This window comes from Buchnera aphidicola (Macrosiphoniella sanborni), from assembly GCF_005080885.1.
Lineage (GTDB): Bacteria > Pseudomonadota > Gammaproteobacteria > Enterobacterales > Enterobacteriaceae > Buchnera > Buchnera aphidicola_AU.
This window is the reverse complement of record NZ_CP034864.1, coordinates 25425-46637: the sequence shown is the minus strand read 5'-3', so window position 1 is coordinate 46637 and position 21213 is coordinate 25425. Positions and strand designations below refer to the sequence as shown.

Below are 21213 nucleotides of genomic sequence, written 5' to 3'. Positions count from 1 at the left end.
ATTTTAAAAAGAGAAAAATATGGCAAAAAAAATACAATCATACATTAAACTGCAAGTTTCAGCTGGTACCGCTAATCCTAGTCCCCCTATTGGACCTGCTTTAGGACAAAAAGGTATAAATATTATGGAATTTTGCAAATTATTTAATAAACAAACAGAAAATATGGAAAAAGGACTTCCAATACCTGTAATTATCACAGTATATTCTGATCGTTCATTTACATTTATTATTAAAACTCCTCCTGCTTCTATTTTATTAAAAAAATTATCTGGCATTAAAACAGGATCCAGTAAAAATAAATCTGAAAAAGTAGGAAAAATTAATCTATCACAAATTAGAGAAATAGCAGAAATAAAAAAAAATGATATGAGCGGGGCTAATATCGAAAGCATGATGCGATCTATTAAAGGAACTGCTAAATCTATGGGATTAATTATTGAGGAGCAATAATGAAAAAAATAACTAAACGTATGAAAAAAATTAAAGAAAATATTAATTGCAATAAATTATATCATATTGATGATATTATCAATATATTAAAAAAAACATCTAAAGTAAAATTTAATGAAAGTCTTGACATTGCAATTAATTTAGGTATTAATCCAAAAAAATCAGATCAAAATATAAGAGGCGTGACTATATTACCACATGGTATTGGACGTTTTGTTCGAGTAGCTGTTTTTACACAAGGAAAAAATGTTGAAGTTGCTAAAAAAGCAGGTGCAGAATTTATAGGAATGGAAGATTTATCTGATAATATTAAAAAAGAAGGAGTCAATTTTGATGCTGTTATTGCGTCTCCTGATGCTATTAAAATAGTAACACAGTTAGGTTCAATACTTGGACCAAGAGGTTTAATGCCTAATCCTAAATTAGGAACTGTTACTACAAATATAGCTCAAGCAATTAAAAATGCAAAAACAGGTCAGGTCCAATATCGAAATGATAAAAATGGAATTATCCATGCTACAATCGGTAGAATTAATTTTATTGAAAAATATATAAAAGAAAATTTTCATACATTCTTAGAATCTATTAATAAATCAAAACCTCCTCAATCAAAAGGAATATATATAAAAAAAATAGTATTATCAACTACTATGGGTGTTGGATTAACCGTTGATCAATCTACTATCTCAATATAACAAAATGATTTTTACTTTACGCTATAAAAAAAATTAATTATAATAATATCCTTTTTTTTAATTATTATCTAAATTTTTTATTTGTATTTACCGAATAAAATAATCTAACTAAATCTAACTAAATATCGTTATTTAAATATAAAATTTTTTATACAAAATAATGCAAAAAATTATTTCTCTAAAGATGAATAAGGAGAATCTAATAAATGGCATTAAATCTTGATCAAAAAAAAATAATTGTTTCTAAAATTAATAAAATATCTAATACAGCATTATCAGTAATTATTGCAGATTCTCAAAATATTTCTGTTAATAAAATCAACCAATTAAGAAAATCTGGACGTAAAATCGGAGTAAAAATGAGTATTGTTCAAAATACTCTACTTTCTTTGGCAATTAAAAATACTAATTTTGAATGTTTACAAGAAAAAATCAAAGGTTCTACTTTTATTGGTTATTCTATGACACATCCTGGTAGTTGTGCGAGATTATTTAAAGAATTTTCAAAAAAAAATAAACAATTTAAAATTACAGGAGCAGTTTTTGAAGGAAAATTACTCTCTGATTTAGAAATTAATCAACTTGCAGAGATGCCTACTTATAAAGAAGCAATAATTAAACTTCTATTAACAATGAAGATATTAATTGCTGGCAAACTTATTTATACATTATCTGCTATAAAACAGAAAAAAGAAACCTCGTAAGGTTATTATTTTATATGTATTAACAACATCTAAAATACATCCTCTTGTCATTAGGAATTATTTTCATGTCTATTACTAAAGAACAAATTTTAGAAGCGATATCTAAAATGTCAGTTATGAATGTTGTAGATCTTATTACAGCAATGGAAGAAAAGTTTGGCGTTTCTGCTAGTATGCCGATGAATAGTAACAATCATAATGAACATGATAAAAATGAAGAAAAAACAGAATTTGATATTTTCTTGAAATCTATTGGTCCAAATAAAGTCTCAGTTATTAAAACTGTACGTAGTGCTACTGGTTTAGGACTAAAAGAAGCAAAAGATTTAGTTGAATCAGCTCCAATTATTTTAAAAGAAAATCTTAATAAAGAAGACGCAGAATCACTTAAAAAGACATTAGAAGATGTTGGTGCCGAAATCGAAATTAAATAAAAATGTTCAATGTTATAGTTTAATTAAATTATAAGTATGGCTGGTGTTTTCAATTCACCAGCCTTTTTGATCAAAAAGTTCAAATAATTTGCTAAAAAAATTCACATTCTTTAAAAAGAACATTAAAACTGTCTCCCCTTCAGACACAAAGATAAATTAATGTTTTAACTTATCTGTCAACAAGATTAGGAATCCCATGGTTTACTCTTATACTGAAAAAAAACGTATTCGTAAAGATTTTGGCAAACGTCCTAAAGTTTTAGATATACCATATCTTCTTTCAATTCAATTAGATTCTTTTAAAAAATTTATTAAACCAGATTTCGATGGTCAACACGGTTTAGAAGCAGCATTTCGTTCTGTATTTCCTATTCATGGTTATAACAGTAATTCTGAACTTCAATATGTTAGTTATCGTTTAGGAGAAAATATATTTGATGTAAAAGAATGTCAAATAAGAGGAGCAACTTATTCAGCTCCATTAAGAGTAAAATTGCGTCTTGTTATTTATGAACGTGAAATGTTAGAAGCAACTGTAAAAGACATTAAAGAACAAGAAGTTTATATGGGCGAAATTCCATTAATGACAAATAATGGAACTTTTATAATAAATGGTACAGAAAGAGTAGTAGTATCTCAATTGCATCGTAGTCCTGGAGTTTTTTTTGATAGTGATAAAGGAAAAACACACTCTTCAGGAAAAGTACTCTATAATGCTCGAATTATTCCCTATCGGGGCTCATGGTTAGATTTTGAATTTGATCCAAAAGATAATTTATTCGTTAGAATTGATCGACGTAGAAAATTACCAGTAAGTATTATTTTACGTGCACTTAATTATAATACAGAAGAAATATTAAATATCTTTTTTAAAAAAAATATTTTTAATATCAGTGATAATAATATTGAACTAGAATTATTTCCTGAAAGATTAAGAGGAGAAACAGCATCTTTTGATATTAAAAAAAATGAAAAAATTTATGTTAAAAAAGGACGTCGTATTACTGCTAGACATATTCAAGAATTAAAAAATGATAATATAAAAAATATTATAGTTCCTATTGAATATATTTTAGGACGTATCGTATCTAAAGATTATAAAAACGAAAAAACAGGTGAAAAAATTATTTCTGCTAATGCAGAATTATCTTTAGAAATATTAGAAAAATTAAAAAAATCTGGATGTCAATCTATTGAAACACTATTTACTAATGATTTAGATCATGGTCCATATATATCAGAAACATTACGTATAGATTCATCGTATGATCGCATGACTGCTTTAATAGAAATTTATCGAGTCATGAGACCTGGAGAACCTCCTACTAAAGAAGCTACAGAAAATTTATTTGAAAATTTATTTTTTTCTGAAGATAGATATGATCTTTCTGCTGTTGGAAGAATGAAATTTAATCGATCACTTTTACGTCAAGAAATTGAAGGTTCAGGAACATTAAATAAAGAAGATATTGTTGATGTAATAAAGAAAATTGTTGATATTCGCAATGGAAAAGGAGAAGTAGATGATATTGATCATTTAGGTAATAGACGTGTTAGATCAGTGGGTGAAATGGTAGAAAATCAATTTAGAATTGGTCTCGTAAGAGTAGAAAGAGCTGTTAAAGAAAGATTATCTATTGGTGATTTAGATACTTTAATGCCACAAGATATAATAAATGCTAAACCAATATCAGCTGCTATTAAAGAATTTTTTGGTTCTAGTCAATTGTCTCAATTTATGGATCAAAATAATCCTTTATCTGAAATTACGCATAAAAGACGAATTTCAGCATTAGGATTAGGTGGTTTAACTAGAGAACGAGCAGGATTTGAAGTCCGAGATGTTCATCCTACTCATTATGGACGTGTTTGTCCTATTGAGACACCAGAAGGTCCAAATATTGGATTAATTAATTCTTTGTCTGTTTATGCTCGAACAAATATATATGGATTTTTAGAAACTCCTTATCGTAAAGTTAAAAATAGTGTAGTTACTGAAGAAATTAATTATTTATCAGCTATAGAAGAAGGTAAATATATTATTGCACAAGCAAATACTAATATTGATAAAAATGGTTATTTTATTGACGATTTAGTAACATGTAGACATAAAGGTGAATCTAGTTTATTTCATCCTAATCAAATTGATTACATGGATGTTTCTACTCAACAAATTGTATCTGTCGGTGCATCTTTAATTCCTTTTCTTGAACATGACGATGCTAATAGAGCATTAATGGGTGCAAATATGCAACGTCAAGCAGTTCCTACTTTAAAAACAGATAAACCTTTAGTTGGAACTGGAATGGAACGAGCAGTAGCAGTTGATTCAGGTGTAACAATTGTATCTAAAAGAAATGGTTTCGTTCAATATGTAGATGCTTCTCGTATAGTTATTAAAGTCAATGAACAAGAAATGCATACGGGAGAAGCTGGAATAGATATTTATAATTTAACTAAATATACTCGATCTAATCAAAATACTTGTATTAATCAACAACCCTGTGTTCAATTAAATGAAAAAATTAAAAAAGGTGATGTTTTAGCAGATGGACCGTCTACTGATTTGGGAGAACTTGCTTTAGGACAAAATATGCGTGTAGCATTTATGCCATGGAATGGATACAATTTTGAAGATTCAATTCTTGTATCCGAAAGAGTGGTAGAAGAAGATCGTTTTACTACTATTCATATTCAAGAACTATCATGCATATCTCGAGATACTAAATTAGGAGCAGAAGAAATTAGTTCTGATATACCTAATGTAGGAGAAGCTGCATTATCAAAATTAGATGAATCTGGTATTGTTTATATTGGAGCCGAAGTAACTGGAGGAGATATACTAGTTGGAAAAGTCACTCCAAAAGGAGAAACACAACTTACACCTGAAGAAAAATTATTACGCGCTATTTTTGGTGAAAAAGCATCAGATGTAAAAGATTCTTCATTGCGAGTTCCTAATGGAGTATCTGGTACTGTAATAGATGTTCAAATATTTACAAGAGATGGTGTAAAAAAAGATAAAAGAACTTTAGAAATTGAAGAAATGCAACTTAAACAAATCAAAAAAGATCTTACTGAAGAATTTAAAATATTTGAATCTAGTTTATTTAATCATATTAAAAAAACTCTTATATCTTTTAACATTAATATTGATACACTAAATAAAATACCATTTGAACAATGGTTATCTATCGAAATTAAAGAAAAAGACCAAAAAAAAGAAATAGAAAGACTAATAAAACAACATAATCAATTAAAATTAGTTTTTGAAAAAAATATTGAAATAAAACGTCGTAAAATCACACAAGGAGATGATCTTGCTCCAGGCGTTTTAAAAATAGTTAAAGTATATTTAGCTGTTAAACGTCAAATCCAACCTGGAGATAAAATGGCAGGAAGACACGGTAATAAAGGGGTCATTTCTAAAATCAATCCTGTTGAAGATATGCCTTACGATGAAAATGGTATTCCAGTAGATATCGTTTTAAATCCGTTAGGTGTTCCTTCTCGTATGAATATTGGACAAATATTAGAAACTCATTTAGGTATGGCAGCAAAAGGTATTGGTGATAAAATAAATAACATGTTAAAAAATCAAGAAAGTATATCTAATTTACGTAAATTTATACAAAAAGCTTTTAATTTAGGAGATAATCTTCGGCAAAAAGTAAATTTAGATACATTTTCTAATGAAGAAATATTGTGTTTAGCAAATAATTTTAAAAACGGAATTCCTCTTGCAACTCCAGTATTTGATGGAGCACAAGAAAATGAAATTAAAAAACTATTAGAATTTGCAGATTTACCGACTTCTGGACAAATTACACTTTTTGACGGAAGAACAGGAGAAAAATTTGAGAGACCTGTAACAGTTGGTTATATGTATATGTTGAAATTAAATCATTTAGTAGATGACAAAATGCATGCCCGATCTACTGGTTCTTATAGTTTAGTAACTCAACAACCTCTAGGTGGAAAAGCTCAATTTGGTGGACAACGTTTCGGTGAAATGGAAGTTTGGGCCTTAGAAGCATATGGAGCTTCTTATACATTACAAGAAATGTTAACGGTAAAATCTGACGATGTAAATGGCAGAACTAAAATGTATAAAAATATTGTAGATGGAAATCATCAAATGGAACCTGGGATGCCAGAATCTTTTAACGTATTATTAAAAGAAATTCGATCTCTAGGTATTAATATTGAATTAGAAAGTGAATAACTATTAAAAGTAATATAACAAAAAAATATTTTATAAATTTACTATCTTAAAAAAAGTTTTACTCCAACGAGAGCTAATATGTGAAAGATTTACTAAAATTTCTTAAATCTCAAACTAAAAACGAAGATTTTGATGCTATTAAAATTTCGTTAGCTTCACCAGACGTAATTCGATCTTGGTCATTTGGTGAAGTCAAAAAACCTGAAACTATTAATTATCGTACTTTTAAACCTGAGCGAGATGGACTTTTTTGTGCTCGTATTTTTGGTCCAGTTAAAGATTATGAATGTTTATGCGGTAAATATAAAAGATTAAAACATAGAGGTGTTATTTGTGAAAAATGTGGTGTCGAAGTAACACAAAGTAAAGTAAGACGTGAACGAATGGGTCATATAGAACTTTCATCACCTACAGCTCATATTTGGTTTTTAAAATCCTTACCATCAAGAATCGGTTTATTATTAGATATGCCTCTAAGAGATATTGAAAGAGTATTATACTTTGAATCTTATGTAGTAATAGAAACAGGAATGACTAATCTTGAAAAACGTCAAATTCTCACTGAAGAGCAATATCTAGATTCACTAGAAGAATTTGGAGATGAATTTCATGCAACTATGGGAGCAGAAGCAATTCAGTTTTTACTAAAAGATATAAATTTAGTGCAAGAATGTAACACATTAAGATTAGAATTAAATGAAACTAACTCTGAAACAAAAAGAAAAAAATTAACAAAAAGAATAAAATTATTAGAATCTTTTATTCAATCACATAATAAACCAGAATGGATGATTCTTAATGTATTACCAGTATTACCACCTGATCTTAGACCATTAGTCCCATTAGATGGAGGAAGGTTTGCAACATCAGATTTAAATGATTTATATCGACGAGTAATTAATCGAAATAATCGTCTAAAACGTTTATTAGATTTAGCTGCACCTGATATTATCGTAAGAAATGAAAAAAGAATGCTACAAGAAGCGGTAGATGCTTTATTAGATAATGGAAGAAGAGGAAGAGCTATTACTGGATCAAATAAAAGACCTCTGAAATCACTAGCTGATATGATTAAAGGAAAACAGGGAAGATTTCGACAAAATCTTCTTGGTAAACGTGTAGATTATTCGGGTCGTTCAGTAATTACTGTAGGTCCTTATTTACGTTTACATCAATGTGGTTTACCTAAAAAAATGGCATTAGAATTATTTAAACCATTTATATATGGTAAATTAGAAGTACGTAGTTTGGCTACTACTATCAAAGCAGCAAAAAAAATGGTAGAAAGAGAAGAATCAGTAGTATGGGATATTTTAGATGAAGTGATTCGTGAACATCCAGTACTGTTAAATCGAGCACCAACTTTACACAGATTAGGTATACAAGCATTTGAGCCAGTTCTTATAGAAGGAAAAGCGATTCAACTACATCCTTTAGTATGTGCAGCTTATAATGCTGATTTTGATGGTGATCAAATGGCTGTACATGTTCCGCTTACTTTAGAGTCACAACTAGAAGCTCGTGCTTTAATGATGTCAACTAATAACATTCTATCTCCAGCAAATGGCGAACCAATTATTGTGCCTTCTCAAGATGTTGTATTAGGTTTATATTACATGACTCGTGAAAAAATCAATGGGAAAGGTGAAGGAATGTTTTTAAATAGTTCTCATGAAGCAGAAAAAGTCTATCATTTAGGAATTGCTGAACTACATGCTTCAGTTAAGGTGAGAATCACAGAATATAAAAAAAACGAAGATAATAGTTTTACGAAAACAAAAAAAATAATTTCTACTACGATCGGAAGAGCAATTTTATGGATAATTATTCCTAAAGGTCTTCCTTTTAGTATTATTAATCATACTTTAGGTAAAAAAGATATTTCTAAAATGCTTAATACTTGCTATCGCATTTTAGGTCTGAAACCCACTGTATTTTTTGCTGATCAAATTATGTATACTGGATTTGCTTATGCAGCACGATCAGGATCTTCTGTTGGTATTGATGATATGGTCATACCTGGGAAAAAAGCAAATATTATTAATGAAGCAGAAATTGAAGTTGCTGAAATACAAGAACAATTTCAATCAGGATTAGTTACAGCAGGTGAAAGATATAATAAAGTAATTGATATTTGGGCAGCAGCTAATGAACGCGTAGCAAAAGCAATGATGAAAAATTTATCTACAGAATCTGTTGTAAATAAAATAGGTTTAAAACAAAAACAAACATCTTTTAATAGTATCTTTATGATGGCAGATTCAGGAGCACGTGGCTCTGCTGCACAAATTCGCCAATTAGCTGGAATGAGAGGTTTAATGGCTAAACCTGATGGTTCGATTATTGAAACACCTATTACAGCTAATTTTCGAGAAGGTTTAAATGTATTACAGTATTTTATTTCTACTCATGGAGCACGTAAAGGATTAGCAGATACTGCTTTAAAAACTGCCAATTCTGGATATTTAACACGTCGTTTAGTAGATGTCGCACAAGATTTAGTTGTTACACAAGATGATTGTCAAACATATGAAGGTATTTTAATGACTTCATTAATTGAAGGAGGAGATGTAAAAGAACCCTTACGTGAAAGAGTATTAGGACGTGTTACTGCAGAAAATATACATTTTCCTAATACTAAAAATATCTTAATAAAAAGAAATACATTATTAAATGAACAATGGTGTAATCTTCTAGAAAAAAATTCTATAGATAATGTTAAAGTAAGATCAGTTGTAAATTGTGATACTAACTTTGGTGTATGTGCGTATTGTTATGGTCGTGATTTAGCTCGGGGACATTTAGTTAATAAAGGTGAAGCAATTGGAGTGATTGCTGCTCAATCCATAGGAGAACCTGGAACGCAGTTAACTATGAGAACTTTTCATATTGGAGGAGCAGCGTCAAGAGCAGCAGCAGAATCTAGTATTCAAGTTAGAAATCAAGGAATTATTAATCTCAATAATGCTAAATCTGTAAAAAATTCTAGTGGAAAAATAGTTATCACTTCCAGAAATGTAGAACTCAATATTATTGATAATTTTGGACGCACTCAAGAAAGCTATAAAGTACCTTATGGAGCTATTATGGCTAAAGGAAATAGGGAAAAAGTGTATTCTGGAGAAACTATTGCAAAATGGGATCCACATACTATTCCAGTAATTACTGAAGTTAATGGTTTTGTACGTTTTATAGATATGATAGATGGTCAAAGTATCACAAGACAAGCTGATGAATTAACAGGTTTATCTTCTATAGTAATACTCGATACAGCTGAAAGAATGTCTATTGGAAAAGATTTAAGACCAGCATTAAAAATTATCGATTCTAATGGAAATGATGTATTAATTTCAGGAACAGAAATGCCTGCACAATATTTTTTACCGGGAAAAGCTATTGTGCAACTTGAAGATGGAGTTAAAATTAGTTCTGGTGATACATTAGCAAGAGTACCACAAGAATCAGGAGGAACTAAAGATATTACAGGTGGATTACCAAGAGTAGCAGATTTATTTGAAGCTAGACGTCCAAAAGAATCAGCAATTTTAGCAGAAATTAGTGGTATTATATCTTTTGGAAAAGAAACAAAAGGAAAAAGACGCTTAATTATTACTCCAGTTAATGGTAATGATGCTTATGAAGAAATGATTCCAAAATGGAGACAATTAAATGTTTTTGAAGGAGAAAGAGTTGAAAAAGGTGATGTAATTTCTGATGGACCAGAATCCCCACATGATATTTTGAGATTAAGAGGAGTTCAAGCTGTTACTAGATATATTGTTAATGAAGTACAAGAAGTATATCGACTTCAAGGTGTAAAAATTAATGATAAACATATCGAAGTAATTATCCGACAAATGTTACGTAAAGCTACTATATTAAAATCAGGTAATTCAGATTTTTTAGAGGGTGAACAAGTTGAGTTTTCTCGTATAAAAATTGCTAATCGTATTTTAAATAAGAAAAAGAAAATACCAGCTACTTTTTTAAGAGATTTATTGGGAATTACTAAAGCGTCACTTGCAACAGAATCCTTTATATCTGCCGCTTCCTTTCAAGAAACAACAAGAGTATTAACTGAGTCTGCGGTTGCAGGAAAAAAAGACGAATTAAGAGGTTTAAAAGAAAATGTTATTGTAGGACGCTTAATTCCTGCAGGAACAGGATATGCATATCATCAAGAACGTTCTAATCGTCGACAAAAAAAATATAATAATCCAACTATTAGTAGTTCTCAAATTAGTGCTGAAGAAGCTTCTGCCAGTCTATCAGAATTATTAAATTCTACTCTTATAGAAAAATAAAAAAAGTATTTTTATTATTTTTAATATTTTTATTAATATGCATATTATGGCTGCTCTTAAAAGCAGCCAGAACAAGAATATAATAATTTTTATAATAAAAAATATTAAATTATAAACTGTAATATAAAAACTAATCATCATATCTGATATTCTAAAATAGATTTATTTTATACTATAATATTTAAAAAGATCACAAAAAAAAATTATATTTTTAGAATATTTAATACATTATTCATCTTGTAAAGTAAATATTTTTTATTTTATTTTATATAATAATTTTTTTAAACATAACTGTGTTTCATTAGAAAAAATTAATATTTTTACAAAATATTTTCTAATAATTTTATTATGTATTATTAATTTAATAAATTATCAAATACTTCTTCTTTTTTATATTAATTTGTTATAAATATAAAAATTTTAAATTCATAAAAAATATATTTTTTCTTTTTATATCAAATATTTGTAAAACATTTAAACATAAAAAATATAACTTGTAGATAATTTTTTTATTAAAATTTATAGAAAATTAAATCAATCCAGTATTAATTTTAAAATAAAAAAAGGAAAAATAATGAATAAAACTCAACTAATTAATGTAATTTCTAAAAAATCTAATTTATCTAAAACACAAGCAAAACTAACTTTAGAAACAACATTATCAACTATTATTGATTCTTTAAAAAAAGGTGAATCTGTACAAATAGTTGGTTTTGGTACTTTTAAAGTGAATCTAAGATCATCTCGTATAGGACGAAACCCTCAAACAGGAAAAGAAATACAGATACCTGCTACTAAAGTTCCTAGTTTTACATCTGGTAAAACATTAAAAAATGCAATTAAATAATTTGAAATATTATTTTAATAATACAATATTTATAGGGGCACACTGCCCCTCATAAAATATATTTTCTATTAGTTATAATACTATTTCAGAACATTTCATAATTCTTTAAAAGAACGAATATAAAAACAATATCTTCATATTATATAATGAATTATTCAATTTTTTATTTTAAAAAGAAAATATATTATGTTATCCATAAAATTTATAAAAAATGCTTTAATTAGTGTTTCAGATAAAAAAAATATTGTAAAAATAGCACAAATATTAACTCAAAATAAAGTTAGCTTATTTTCAACAAACGGTACTTCAAAATTTTTAAAAAAGAACAACATACCTGTAATAGAAATATCAGATTATACAAAATTTCCAGAAATGATGGATGGAAGAATAAAAACACTTCATCCTAAAATTATGGCTGGAATTTTAAGACGAAAAGATAAAGATGAAGAAATTATGAAACTGTATCATATTTCTCCAATAGATATGGTCATTGTAAATTTTTATCCATTTGAAAAAATAATAGAAAATATTCAAGAAAACAAAGAAAATAATATAGATAATATTATAAATTATATTGATATAGGCGGACCAACTCTTGTACGAGCAGCTGCAAAAAACTATAAAAATGTTATAGTTATTGTAGATATTAATGATTTTGATAATATTTTTGAATCTCTTAAAAACAATTCTATGAATATAGAAAAAAGATTGGATTTAGCATCTAAAGCCTTTGAGTATACATCATCTTACGAACAAGCAATCTCACAATATTTTATTAAAAAAAATAAAAATAAATTATTTCCAAATAAAATCTATTTTTCTTTTATAAAAAAACAAAACTTAAGATATGGTGAAAATCATCATCAAAAAGCTTCTTTTTATATAGAAAAAAATCTCTCATCTGGAACAATTAGCACTGCAAAACAAATACAAGGAAAAAATTTATCATATAATAATATAGCAGATTCTGACATAGCATTAGAATGCGTAAAAGAATTTGATAAACCCGCATGTGTTATTGTTAAACATGGTAATCCATGTGGTGTTGCAGTAAGTAATTGTATTCTAGATGCGTATTTATTAGCATATGATTCTGATCCTATTTCAGCCTTTGGTGGTATTATCGCTTTTAACTCTATATTAGATGAAAAAACTGCTCAAATTATTATTGAAAAACAATTTGTTGAAGTAATTATTGTTCCTGATATTGATATGTTAGCCAAAAAAATATTATATAACAAAAATAATATAAGAGTACTGATTACTGGAAAATATCGAAATAATACAACAGGATTAGATTTTAAAAGAGTTACTAATGGATTGCTCGTCCAAGAATATGATTCATATAAAATTGATTATAAATCATGGATGTTTGTAACTCAACGTATGCCAACAAAAAGGGAATTTAAAGATGCTATTTTTTGCTGGAAAATAGCAAAATTTGTCAAATCAAACGCAATTGTATATGGACATAATCAAGTAACTATTGGTATCGGAGCCGGTCAAATGAGTAGAATTTATTCAACAAAATTAGCTAATATAAAAGTGCAAGAAAAAGGTTGTAATATTATTGGAGCTACTATGGCCTCTGATGCTTTTTTCCCTTTTAGAGATGGTGTTGATAGTGCCGCTTCTATTGGTATCAGTTGTATTATTCAACCTGGTGGTTCAATACGAGATAAAGAAATCATTGAAGCATCAAATCAACATAATATCACCATGATTTTTACTAACAAACGTCATTTTAAACATTAATGTTATATAATTAAAAAAATTCTTTTAAATAGTATAATATATTGTGACTAATGATATTAATTATATATCAATGATAATTGTAATTATTTTTATAAGAAAAAAATTATAAGTATTAAATCATCATTTAGATTTAAAATATTCTAAAAGATGATTTAATATCATATTTAATAAAATATTAATTTATTTGATTTTTTTTAATTTTATCTCTAATTTTTTTAGCAGCTTCAACCATATTTTTTAAAGATAATACAGTTTCATTCCAATCTCTTGTTTTTAAACCGCAATCTGGATTTACCCAAAGACGTTTTAGGGGAATATATTTCATTGCTTGTTTAAGTAGTTTATTTATTGAATCGATACTTGGTATATTAGCAGAATGAATATCATATATCCCAGGACCCACTTCATTAGGATATTTAAAATTTTGAAATGATTTTAATAATTCCATATCTGATCGAGCTGTCTCAATAGTAATTACATCAGCATCTAATAAAGCAATAGCAGACATAATATCATTAAATTCACAATAACACATATGTGTATGAATTTGTGTAGTATTCTTTACCCCAGAAGCACTTAATCGAAATACATCTACTGCCCATGATAAGTATTCAGGCCAAGAACTTCTATGCAAAGGCAAACCTTCTCGCAATGCTGGTTCATCAATTTGGATAATCTCTATTTTTTCTTTTTCTAAATCTAAGACTTCATCATGTAATGCAAATGCTATTTGTGTTGCAATTTTTTTTAATGAAATATCTTCTCTAGGGAAAGACCAAAATAAAATCGTAACTGGTCCGGTTAACATACCTTTAACAGGTTTTTTTGTTAAAGATTGAGCATATTTTGACCATTCTATTGTGATAGGCTTAATACGACTAATATCTCCAATAATAATAGGAGGTTTTACACAACGTGAACCATAACTTTGTACCCATCCATTTTCTGTAAATACAAATCCATCCAAATGTTCACCAAAATATTCTACCATATCATTTCGTTCAGCTTCACCATGTACTAAAATATCTATATCTAATTCTTCTTGTATTTTTATCACTTTTTTAATATGTTTTTTAATTCTATTTGAATATTCTTTCTCACTAATTAATCCTAATTTAAAATCGCGTCTCAATTGTCTTATATCAATAGTTTGAGGAAAAGATCCGATAGTTGTTGTTGGTAATATAGGTAAATTAAATTTTTTTTTCTGTTCTATAGAACGAATATTATAGGCATCAGAACGTTCATACTTATAATTTAAAACGTTTGATAAACGCTCTTCTACTGTAATTTTATGTACTTTTTTAGAAAAAATACGCTTATGAATAGGTAAACTCCATTTTTCAATTAAATCTATATTATTATGATTCAAAGCATTTGATAATAAAAACAATTCTGTACATTTTTGAACGGCAAAAGAAAACCAACTTTTTACTTCTGGATCTAAATTATGTTCTGTTTCTAAATCAATAGGAGTATGTAATAAAGAACAAGATGAACCAATTAATATTTTTTTATGACATTTTAATATGGGTACAATAGATCGAAACCATTTTATAAGATCTGCTCTCCAAATATTTCGACCATTAACTACTCCTAAAGATAAAATCCATGTTGACGGTATTTTATTAATAAAATTCATTAAATCGTATTTTCCAGATACTAAATCAATATGAATACCTTCTACTGGTAAATCACGAATAAAACTTATATTATGTACAACACTATCAAAATATGTTGTTAATAATAATTTAATATTTCCACTTAATTGTTTATAAACATTATAATAAGCCTTTTGCCATTTTTTAGGAAGTTCTAAAACTAAAGCAGGTTCATCAATTTGAACAAGATCAATATTCCGATTTGAAAATTCTTTTAAAAGATATTGATATATTGGAATAATTTCTTCTAATAAGTTTAAACGATCAAAATCTTCTCCCTTTACTTTTCCTAACCAAAGATATGTAATTGGACCTAGAATTATTGGTTTAACTTTATATCCTAATGATAGTGCTTCATCTACTTCATCTAAAATTTGCTTCCAAGAAAACTTTAAAGTTTTATTTTTATAAAATTCAGGGACAATATAATGATAATTAGTATTGAACCATTTAGTCATTTCTGAAGCAGAAACGTCTGGAGCACAACCTCTTGCAATACGAAACAAACAGTCTAAATCAATAATATTATGATTATTAGTATTATTTATGCAATGATGTCTATCAGGAATATTACCTAACATCATAGTAGTTGTTAATACATGATCATACCAAGCAAAATCTCCCACTGGTATATAATCGATTCCAGAGACTTTCTGTATTTCCCAATTTTTTTTTCTGACTGTATGACCTTCTATTAAAAGTTTATCAAGTGAAATCTGACCTGACCAATATTTTTCTTGAGCTTTCTTTAACTCACGATTTAAACCTATTCTTGGAAATCCGAGAGTATGATTTAAAATTGTCATATTTAAATATCCTATTATTAATAATCAAAGTATTCCTGAAAAAATAAGATTGATAGAAAATATATATTTTCTAGTATTTAAAAAATTATTAAAATTAAAAGATTAATTATAGCTATACAAGAAATCTTGTAAATTATAATTAAATATTTTTAAATACTAGAAGTATAAAAAATTATAATACATGAAGTGCAACTGCAACACATATTCATAAAATACAACTTATATTATGTTAATTTCATAAATCAAAAAAATTAGGATTGAAATTATTTATTTAAAACAATTCTATTTAATTATTTATTTATAGAAATATATTACTGTAATAATTACAAAAAATACTACTTAAAAAAAATTTATTTAAGTATCTATAAATTTTTTGTTATATCATAATATGATAAATAAAAAAACTTCATACCCGCATTCAAAATCTAATACTCGCATTAAAATTTATTAAAAAAATCTAAAATAAGATAATTGATTATTTATTACTCTGTTAAGTATTATAAAGAAACAATTCATTTTATACTTGAATTTTTTGAATTATAAAATAATATCAGTTTTATTTTTATATTGTTTACTTACTTAAAAATAATGTTTTCTAAAAAATCATACGTTTAAAATATTTATGATTGCTCTTATTTAATAAAATAAACGGAATATAAAAAATATTTCTTATAACTAAACTATCTAATATTATAATTATATTTAAAAATATAAATAATATATCACTTTTATTTATATAATGATAAAATCACAAAGATTACTACATTATCCTTCATTAGGTAGTTAATAATTTTTAACTTAAAGATTTAATTTTATAAAAAACAGGATATGAAATTTGGAGATAACTATATATATATTTAGCTATACTTATTAACGTTTTTACTCATCTTCAATTATTTTATTGTATATAATAAATATTATATTTTATTGTTACTATTTTATAAACATATTGTACAAACATTTTGCAACACCATCATCGTCATTACTATCGATAATTTCTATATGCGGACATGTATATTTTAAAAGTACATCTGCATTTTTCATAATATACGCTTTTCCAACAATAGTTAACATATCTTTATCATTCATTCCATCTCCAAAAGCAATAAACTCATCTAAAGAGATTTTTAATAAATTTGATATCAATTTTAATCCATGACCTTTAGAACTTTGACCTGAAATAACTTCTAGACATAATTTATTAGAAAAACTAATATAAATTTTATTATTCAATAATTGAATAATTTTTTTTTTAAGCATACATAATTTTTCGTAATTTTTACTAGTAAAAAAAATTTTAGTAATATTTTGATAATTGAAATAATCTGGATGAAAATATTGATATTTTAATAATGAAAGATCAGGCAAAAATCCATTATCTGCTTTGTTATTGTTTATATACCATTTATTATCTTGATATATTTGAGTAATAATATCTTGATCTGTATATACTATTTGACAAAGTATTGCAGCAATTGTTTCATTTAAATTATCACTAAATATTAGTTCATTATCTAAATTATAAATTTTAGCACCATTAGAAGTAATCATAAAAGCTTTAATATTTAAAATATTTTTTACTTTCATAACATCTATATCATGACGTCCTGAAGCTAAAACAAAATAAAAATTATCTTTTATTAAAATGTTTATAATTTTCTTAGTATATTTGGTAATTTTATTTTCTGAGGAAAGAAGAGTGCCATCTAGATCTACTACAATCACTTTATACATAAAATAACCTAAAAGAAAAAACATATTTGATTATCAAAAATGAATAGATTCCTATTTAATATTATTAATTTAAATTTTTTATCTTTTAAAAAAAAAATTATACAATATAGAATAAATACAGTATGAATTAGATCTAATTTATTAAAGTTTTTATTTAAAATTATATTATAAAAAAAATACAAAATAAGGATATTTATGTTTCGACAAAATATTATTGTAGTTATACTTGCTGCTGGAAAAGGTACTAGAATGAAATCTAATTATCCTAAAGTATTACATTTTTTAGGAGGAAAAACAATATTAGAACATGTTATTCATACCGCGCAATCTATTCAACCTAAAAAAATTATATTAGTTTGTAACGATAAAAAAAAAATGACAATATCTAATAATAACATCCCTATTGAATGGATCATTCAAAAAAAACCTCAGGGTACTGGTCATGCAATACTATTAGCTATAAAAAAAATTATAAATAATGAAAATATCTTAGTACTATATGGAGATGTACCATTAATATCAATTGAATCAATAAAAAAATTACAATGTACAAAAAAAAAATCTCATATTAGTTTATTAACAATGACAATTAATAATCCTTATGGATATGGAAGAATTTTACGAACAAAAGGAAAAGTCAGAGGTATAATAGAAGAAAATAATGCAACTGATAGACAAAAAAAAATAAAAGAGATATATTCTGGAATATTTATTGCAAAAAGTCAAGATTTAAAAAGATGGTTAAAAAAAATTAATAATAATAATAAAAAGCGAGAATTTTATGCAACAGATATTATTTCTTTAGCTTATCTTGAAAACAAATGTATTAAAACAACAGAACCATTATCTCAAGAAGAAATATTAGGTGTTAATAATAAACTGCAATTGTCTATTGTAGAAAATATTTTTCAAAAAAAACAAATTAAAAAATTGCTTACTGATGGTGTTATATTAAAAGATTCTTCTCATTTTATTTTACGGGGAATGTTAAAACATGGAAAAAATGTTGAAATAGATACAGCTGTTATTATTGAAAATAATGTTTTTTTAGGTGATGATGTTAAAATTGGTCCAGGATGCATTATTAATAATAGTACTATTAATAGTTATACTAATATTAAGGCATATACGATTATAGAAAATTGTATAATAGGAAAAAATTGTATAATAGGTCCTTTTTCTCATATAAAATCTAATACTTCATTAAATGAAGGTGTTGAAATAGGAAATTTTGTTGAAATTAAAAATAGTATTATCAAAACCAAATCTAAAGCAAAACATTTAAGTTATATAGGTGATGCTGAAGTCGGTTCTAAAGTAAATTTTGGAGCTGGTAGTATTACATGTAATTACGATAGTGCAAATAAACTAAAAACTATTATTGGTAATAATGTATTTATTGGCTCTAATACAGAATTAATAGCTCCTATAAAAATTAAAAAAAATACTACAATTGCAGCAGGAACAACTTTACTAAAAGATGTAAATGTATCATGTTTAGTATATAACAAAAAAAAACAAATTCATAAAAAAAATTGGACACGTCCTAAAAAAATTCATAAAAAATAATTATGAAAATCTATTTAATTAATATATTTATTTTTAACATTATATGATGTATTAAAAAATAAAAGGTATCAATATGTGTGGCATCATTGCTGCGGTAACAAAACGTAATATTACTGATATTCTTATTGATGGTATTAAGAAATTAGAATACCGAGGATATGATTCTTCCGGTTTAGCAGTAATCAATAATAACAATAATATTATTAGAATTCGTTGTATTGGAAAAGTAAATAGACTCATAGAAAAAGTAAATAAAAAAAAAATATTAGGAAATATTGGTGTTGCACATACCCGATGGGCAACTCATGGAAAAGTATCAACAGAAAATGCTCATCCACATATTTCTTCAAATATTATTATTGTTCATAATGGTATTATTGAAAATAGTGCCATATTACGCCAGTTCTTAAAAAAACAAGGATATATATTTTCTTCTGATACTGATACAGAAGTAATTGCACATTTTTTTAATTGGGAACAGACAAGAAAAAAAGAATCTCTTGAAAAAATAATACAAAATAGTATAAAAAAATTATGTGGAAATTATAGTATGGTTGTTATGGATCAATATAACCCCTCAAAATTGATAGCAATACGATCTGGAAGTCCACTAGTAATAGGATTAGGAAAAGAAGAAAATTTTATAGCTTCAGATCAAATTGCATTACTACATATAACAAAACGTTTTATATATTTAGAAGAAGGGGATGTTGCTATTGTTCAAAACAATAAAATTAATATTTTTAATAAATATAATCTTAAAATAAGAAGAGAAGAAATTATTTCTAATATAGAATATAAATCTATTAAAAAGGGAAAATATAATTTTTACATGGAAAAAGAAATATATGAACAACCTCAATCTATTCAAAATACTTTAAAAAATCGTTTAAAAAAAAATGAAAAAGTATATTTTTCTGAATTAGGATGTAAAAAAGATCATTTATTTATTCATACAGAACATATTCATATCATCGCTTGTGGTACTTCATATAACGCCGGTATGGTTGCTAAATATTGGTTTGAATCACTTGCAAATATTCCGTGTGATGTTGAAATAGCATCAGAATTTTTATCTAGAAAATTAGTAGTCAGAAAAAATAGTTTATTAATCACCTTATCTCAATCTGGTGAAACTGCTGATACATTATCAGCATTAAGATATTCTAAAAAACTTGGTTATTTAGGTAATTTAACTATTTGTAATATGGAAGGATCATCATTAGTAAAAGAATCAGACTGTTATATATTAACGCAAGCAGGTTTAGAAATCGGAGTAGCTTCTACTAAATCTTTTACTGCTCAGTTAACTGTTCTACTCATGCTTATTTCTAAAATTATATCCTTAAAAAATAATAATAATACTTTTTCAAAAAAAATTATACAAACTATAAAAAAATTACCGTATACATTTGAAAAAATTTTAAAAAAACAACACATTATAAAAAAAATAGCTAAAATTTTAGCAGATAAAAAAAATATACTATTTCTTGGTAGGGGAGATCAATATCCTATTGCTATAGAAGGAGCTCTAAAATTAAAAGAAATTTCTTATATTCATGCTGAAGCTTATCCATCTGGAGAATTAAAACATGGTCCTCTCGCATTAATTGATAAAAATATGCCAGTTGTTATTATTGCTCCTAAAAATTCTTTATTAGACAAAAATAAACAAAATATAAAAGAAATTTCTTGTAGAGGCGGTATAATTTATATTTTTTCTGATCAAGATTTTGAACATGAAGATAATATAAATATTATAAAATTACCATATATAGAAGAATTAATAGCTCCAATTTGTTATGTAATTCCCTTACAATTACTTGCTTATTATATTGCGTTAATAAAAGGAAAAAATATTGATCAACCAAGACATCTTGCTAAATCAGTAACTGTAGAATAATTTTTTTTATGTTATATAATATTTATTTAACTTTCTTAAAGAGTATGAGTTTTCAATTGAATAAAACTTAATCTCATACTCCGTATAACTTTCAATTTTAATTTAAAATAATAACATTATTATAC

Annotated in this window: 12 protein-coding genes; 10 read left to right on the top strand and 2 right to left on the bottom strand. The window is 26.2% G+C overall.

Annotation, left to right across the window (positions count from 1 at the left end; all coding sequences use genetic code 11):
- The first annotated feature begins 19 nt into the window (after positions 1–19).
- From rplK to purH, 8 genes are all read left to right on the top strand, one after another.
- Positions 20–451, top strand: coding sequence for a 50S ribosomal protein L11 (gene rplK, locus D9V74_RS00185; RefSeq protein WP_158362172.1), 432 nt, complete (start codon positions 20–22; stop codon positions 449–451).
- Positions 451–1146, top strand: coding sequence for a 50S ribosomal protein L1 (gene rplA / locus D9V74_RS00180; protein ID WP_158362170.1), 696 nt, complete (start codon positions 451–453; stop codon positions 1144–1146). Before rplK ends, rplA begins: the two co-directional genes overlap by 1 nt.
- A 206-nt stretch (positions 1147–1352) precedes the next feature.
- Entirely contained in the window at positions 1353–1850 is a 498-nt protein-coding gene (gene rplJ / locus D9V74_RS00175; RefSeq protein WP_158362168.1) for a 50S ribosomal protein L10, read from the top strand.
- Positions 1851–1915: 65 nt separating this feature from the next.
- The gene (gene rplL, locus D9V74_RS00170; RefSeq protein WP_158362165.1) at positions 1916–2284 is read left to right on the top strand and encodes a 50S ribosomal protein L7/L12; all 369 of its coding nucleotides are present in this window, start codon (positions 1916–1918) and stop codon (positions 2282–2284) included.
- Between the two features lie 196 nt (positions 2285–2480).
- Complete coding sequence (rpoB, locus tag D9V74_RS00165) at positions 2481–6509, top strand: DNA-directed RNA polymerase subunit beta (protein ID WP_158362163.1); 4029 nt, start codon at positions 2481–2483, stop codon at positions 6507–6509.
- Positions 6510–6589: 80 nt separating this feature from the next.
- Positions 6590–10813, top strand: coding sequence for a DNA-directed RNA polymerase subunit beta' (gene rpoC, locus D9V74_RS00160; RefSeq protein WP_158362161.1), 4224 nt, complete (start codon positions 6590–6592; stop codon positions 10811–10813).
- A 556-nt stretch (positions 10814–11369) separates the two neighbouring features.
- Entirely contained in the window at positions 11370–11660 is a 291-nt protein-coding gene (locus D9V74_RS00155; protein ID WP_261979378.1) for an HU family DNA-binding protein, read from the top strand.
- Positions 11661–11846: 186 nt separating this feature from the next.
- The gene (gene purH / locus D9V74_RS00150; protein ID WP_158362156.1) at positions 11847–13415 is read left to right on the top strand and encodes a bifunctional phosphoribosylaminoimidazolecarboxamide formyltransferase/IMP cyclohydrolase; all 1569 of its coding nucleotides are present in this window, start codon (positions 11847–11849) and stop codon (positions 13413–13415) included.
- A 175-nt stretch (positions 13416–13590) separates the two neighbouring features.
- Here purH and metE read toward each other — a convergent pair whose 3' ends face one another.
- Together metE and D9V74_RS00140 are read right to left on the bottom strand one after the other, a co-directional pair.
- Positions 13591–15882 carry a 5-methyltetrahydropteroyltriglutamate--homocysteine S-methyltransferase gene (gene metE / locus D9V74_RS00145; protein ID WP_158362154.1) on the bottom strand — a complete coding sequence of 764 codons (2292 nt, stop codon included), beginning with the start codon at positions 15880–15882 and terminating at the stop codon, positions 13591–13593.
- A 933-nt stretch (positions 15883–16815) separates the two neighbouring features.
- The gene (locus tag D9V74_RS00140; protein WP_158362151.1) at positions 16816–17616 is read right to left on the bottom strand and encodes a Cof-type HAD-IIB family hydrolase; all 801 of its coding nucleotides are present in this window, start codon (positions 17614–17616) and stop codon (positions 16816–16818) included.
- 195 nt (positions 17617–17811) lie between these two features.
- On the opposite strand from D9V74_RS00140, the gene glmU reads away from it, so the two are divergent.
- Both glmU and glmS read left to right on the top strand, forming a co-directional pair.
- On the top strand, positions 17812–19185 hold the full coding sequence (gene glmU / locus D9V74_RS00135; RefSeq protein WP_158362149.1) for a bifunctional UDP-N-acetylglucosamine diphosphorylase/glucosamine-1-phosphate N-acetyltransferase GlmU: 1374 nt from the start codon (positions 17812–17814) through the stop codon (positions 19183–19185).
- A gap of 73 nt (positions 19186–19258) precedes the next feature.
- Complete coding sequence (glmS, locus tag D9V74_RS00130) at positions 19259–21088, top strand: glutamine--fructose-6-phosphate transaminase (isomerizing) (protein ID WP_158362146.1); 1830 nt, start codon at positions 19259–19261, stop codon at positions 21086–21088.
- Positions 21089–21213 lie beyond the last annotated feature (125 nt).

Excerpts from the sequence above, each read along its gene's own strand:
- metE (WP_158362154.1), bottom strand. The coding sequence starts at position 15,882 with ATGACAATTTTAAATCATACTCTCGGATTTCCAAGAATAGGTTTAAAT.
- rplK (WP_158362172.1), top strand. The coding sequence starts at position 20 with ATGGCAAAAAAAATACAATCATACATTAAACTGCAAGTTTCAGCTGGT.
- rplJ (WP_158362168.1), top strand. The coding sequence starts at position 1,353 with ATGGCATTAAATCTTGATCAAAAAAAAATAATTGTTTCTAAAATTAAT.
- rplL (WP_158362165.1), top strand. The coding sequence starts at position 1,916 with ATGTCTATTACTAAAGAACAAATTTTAGAAGCGATATCTAAAATGTCA.
- glmU (WP_158362149.1), top strand. The coding sequence starts at position 17,812 with ATGTTTCGACAAAATATTATTGTAGTTATACTTGCTGCTGGAAAAGGT.
- D9V74_RS00140 (WP_158362151.1), bottom strand. The coding sequence starts at position 17,616 with ATGTATAAAGTGATTGTAGTAGATCTAGATGGCACTCTTCTTTCCTCA.
- purH (WP_158362156.1), top strand. The coding sequence starts at position 11,847 with ATGTTATCCATAAAATTTATAAAAAATGCTTTAATTAGTGTTTCAGAT.
- glmS (WP_158362146.1), top strand. The coding sequence starts at position 19,259 with ATGTGTGGCATCATTGCTGCGGTAACAAAACGTAATATTACTGATATT.
- rplA (WP_158362170.1), top strand. The coding sequence starts at position 451 with ATGAAAAAAATAACTAAACGTATGAAAAAAATTAAAGAAAATATTAAT.
- rpoB (WP_158362163.1), top strand. The coding sequence starts at position 2,481 with ATGGTTTACTCTTATACTGAAAAAAAACGTATTCGTAAAGATTTTGGC.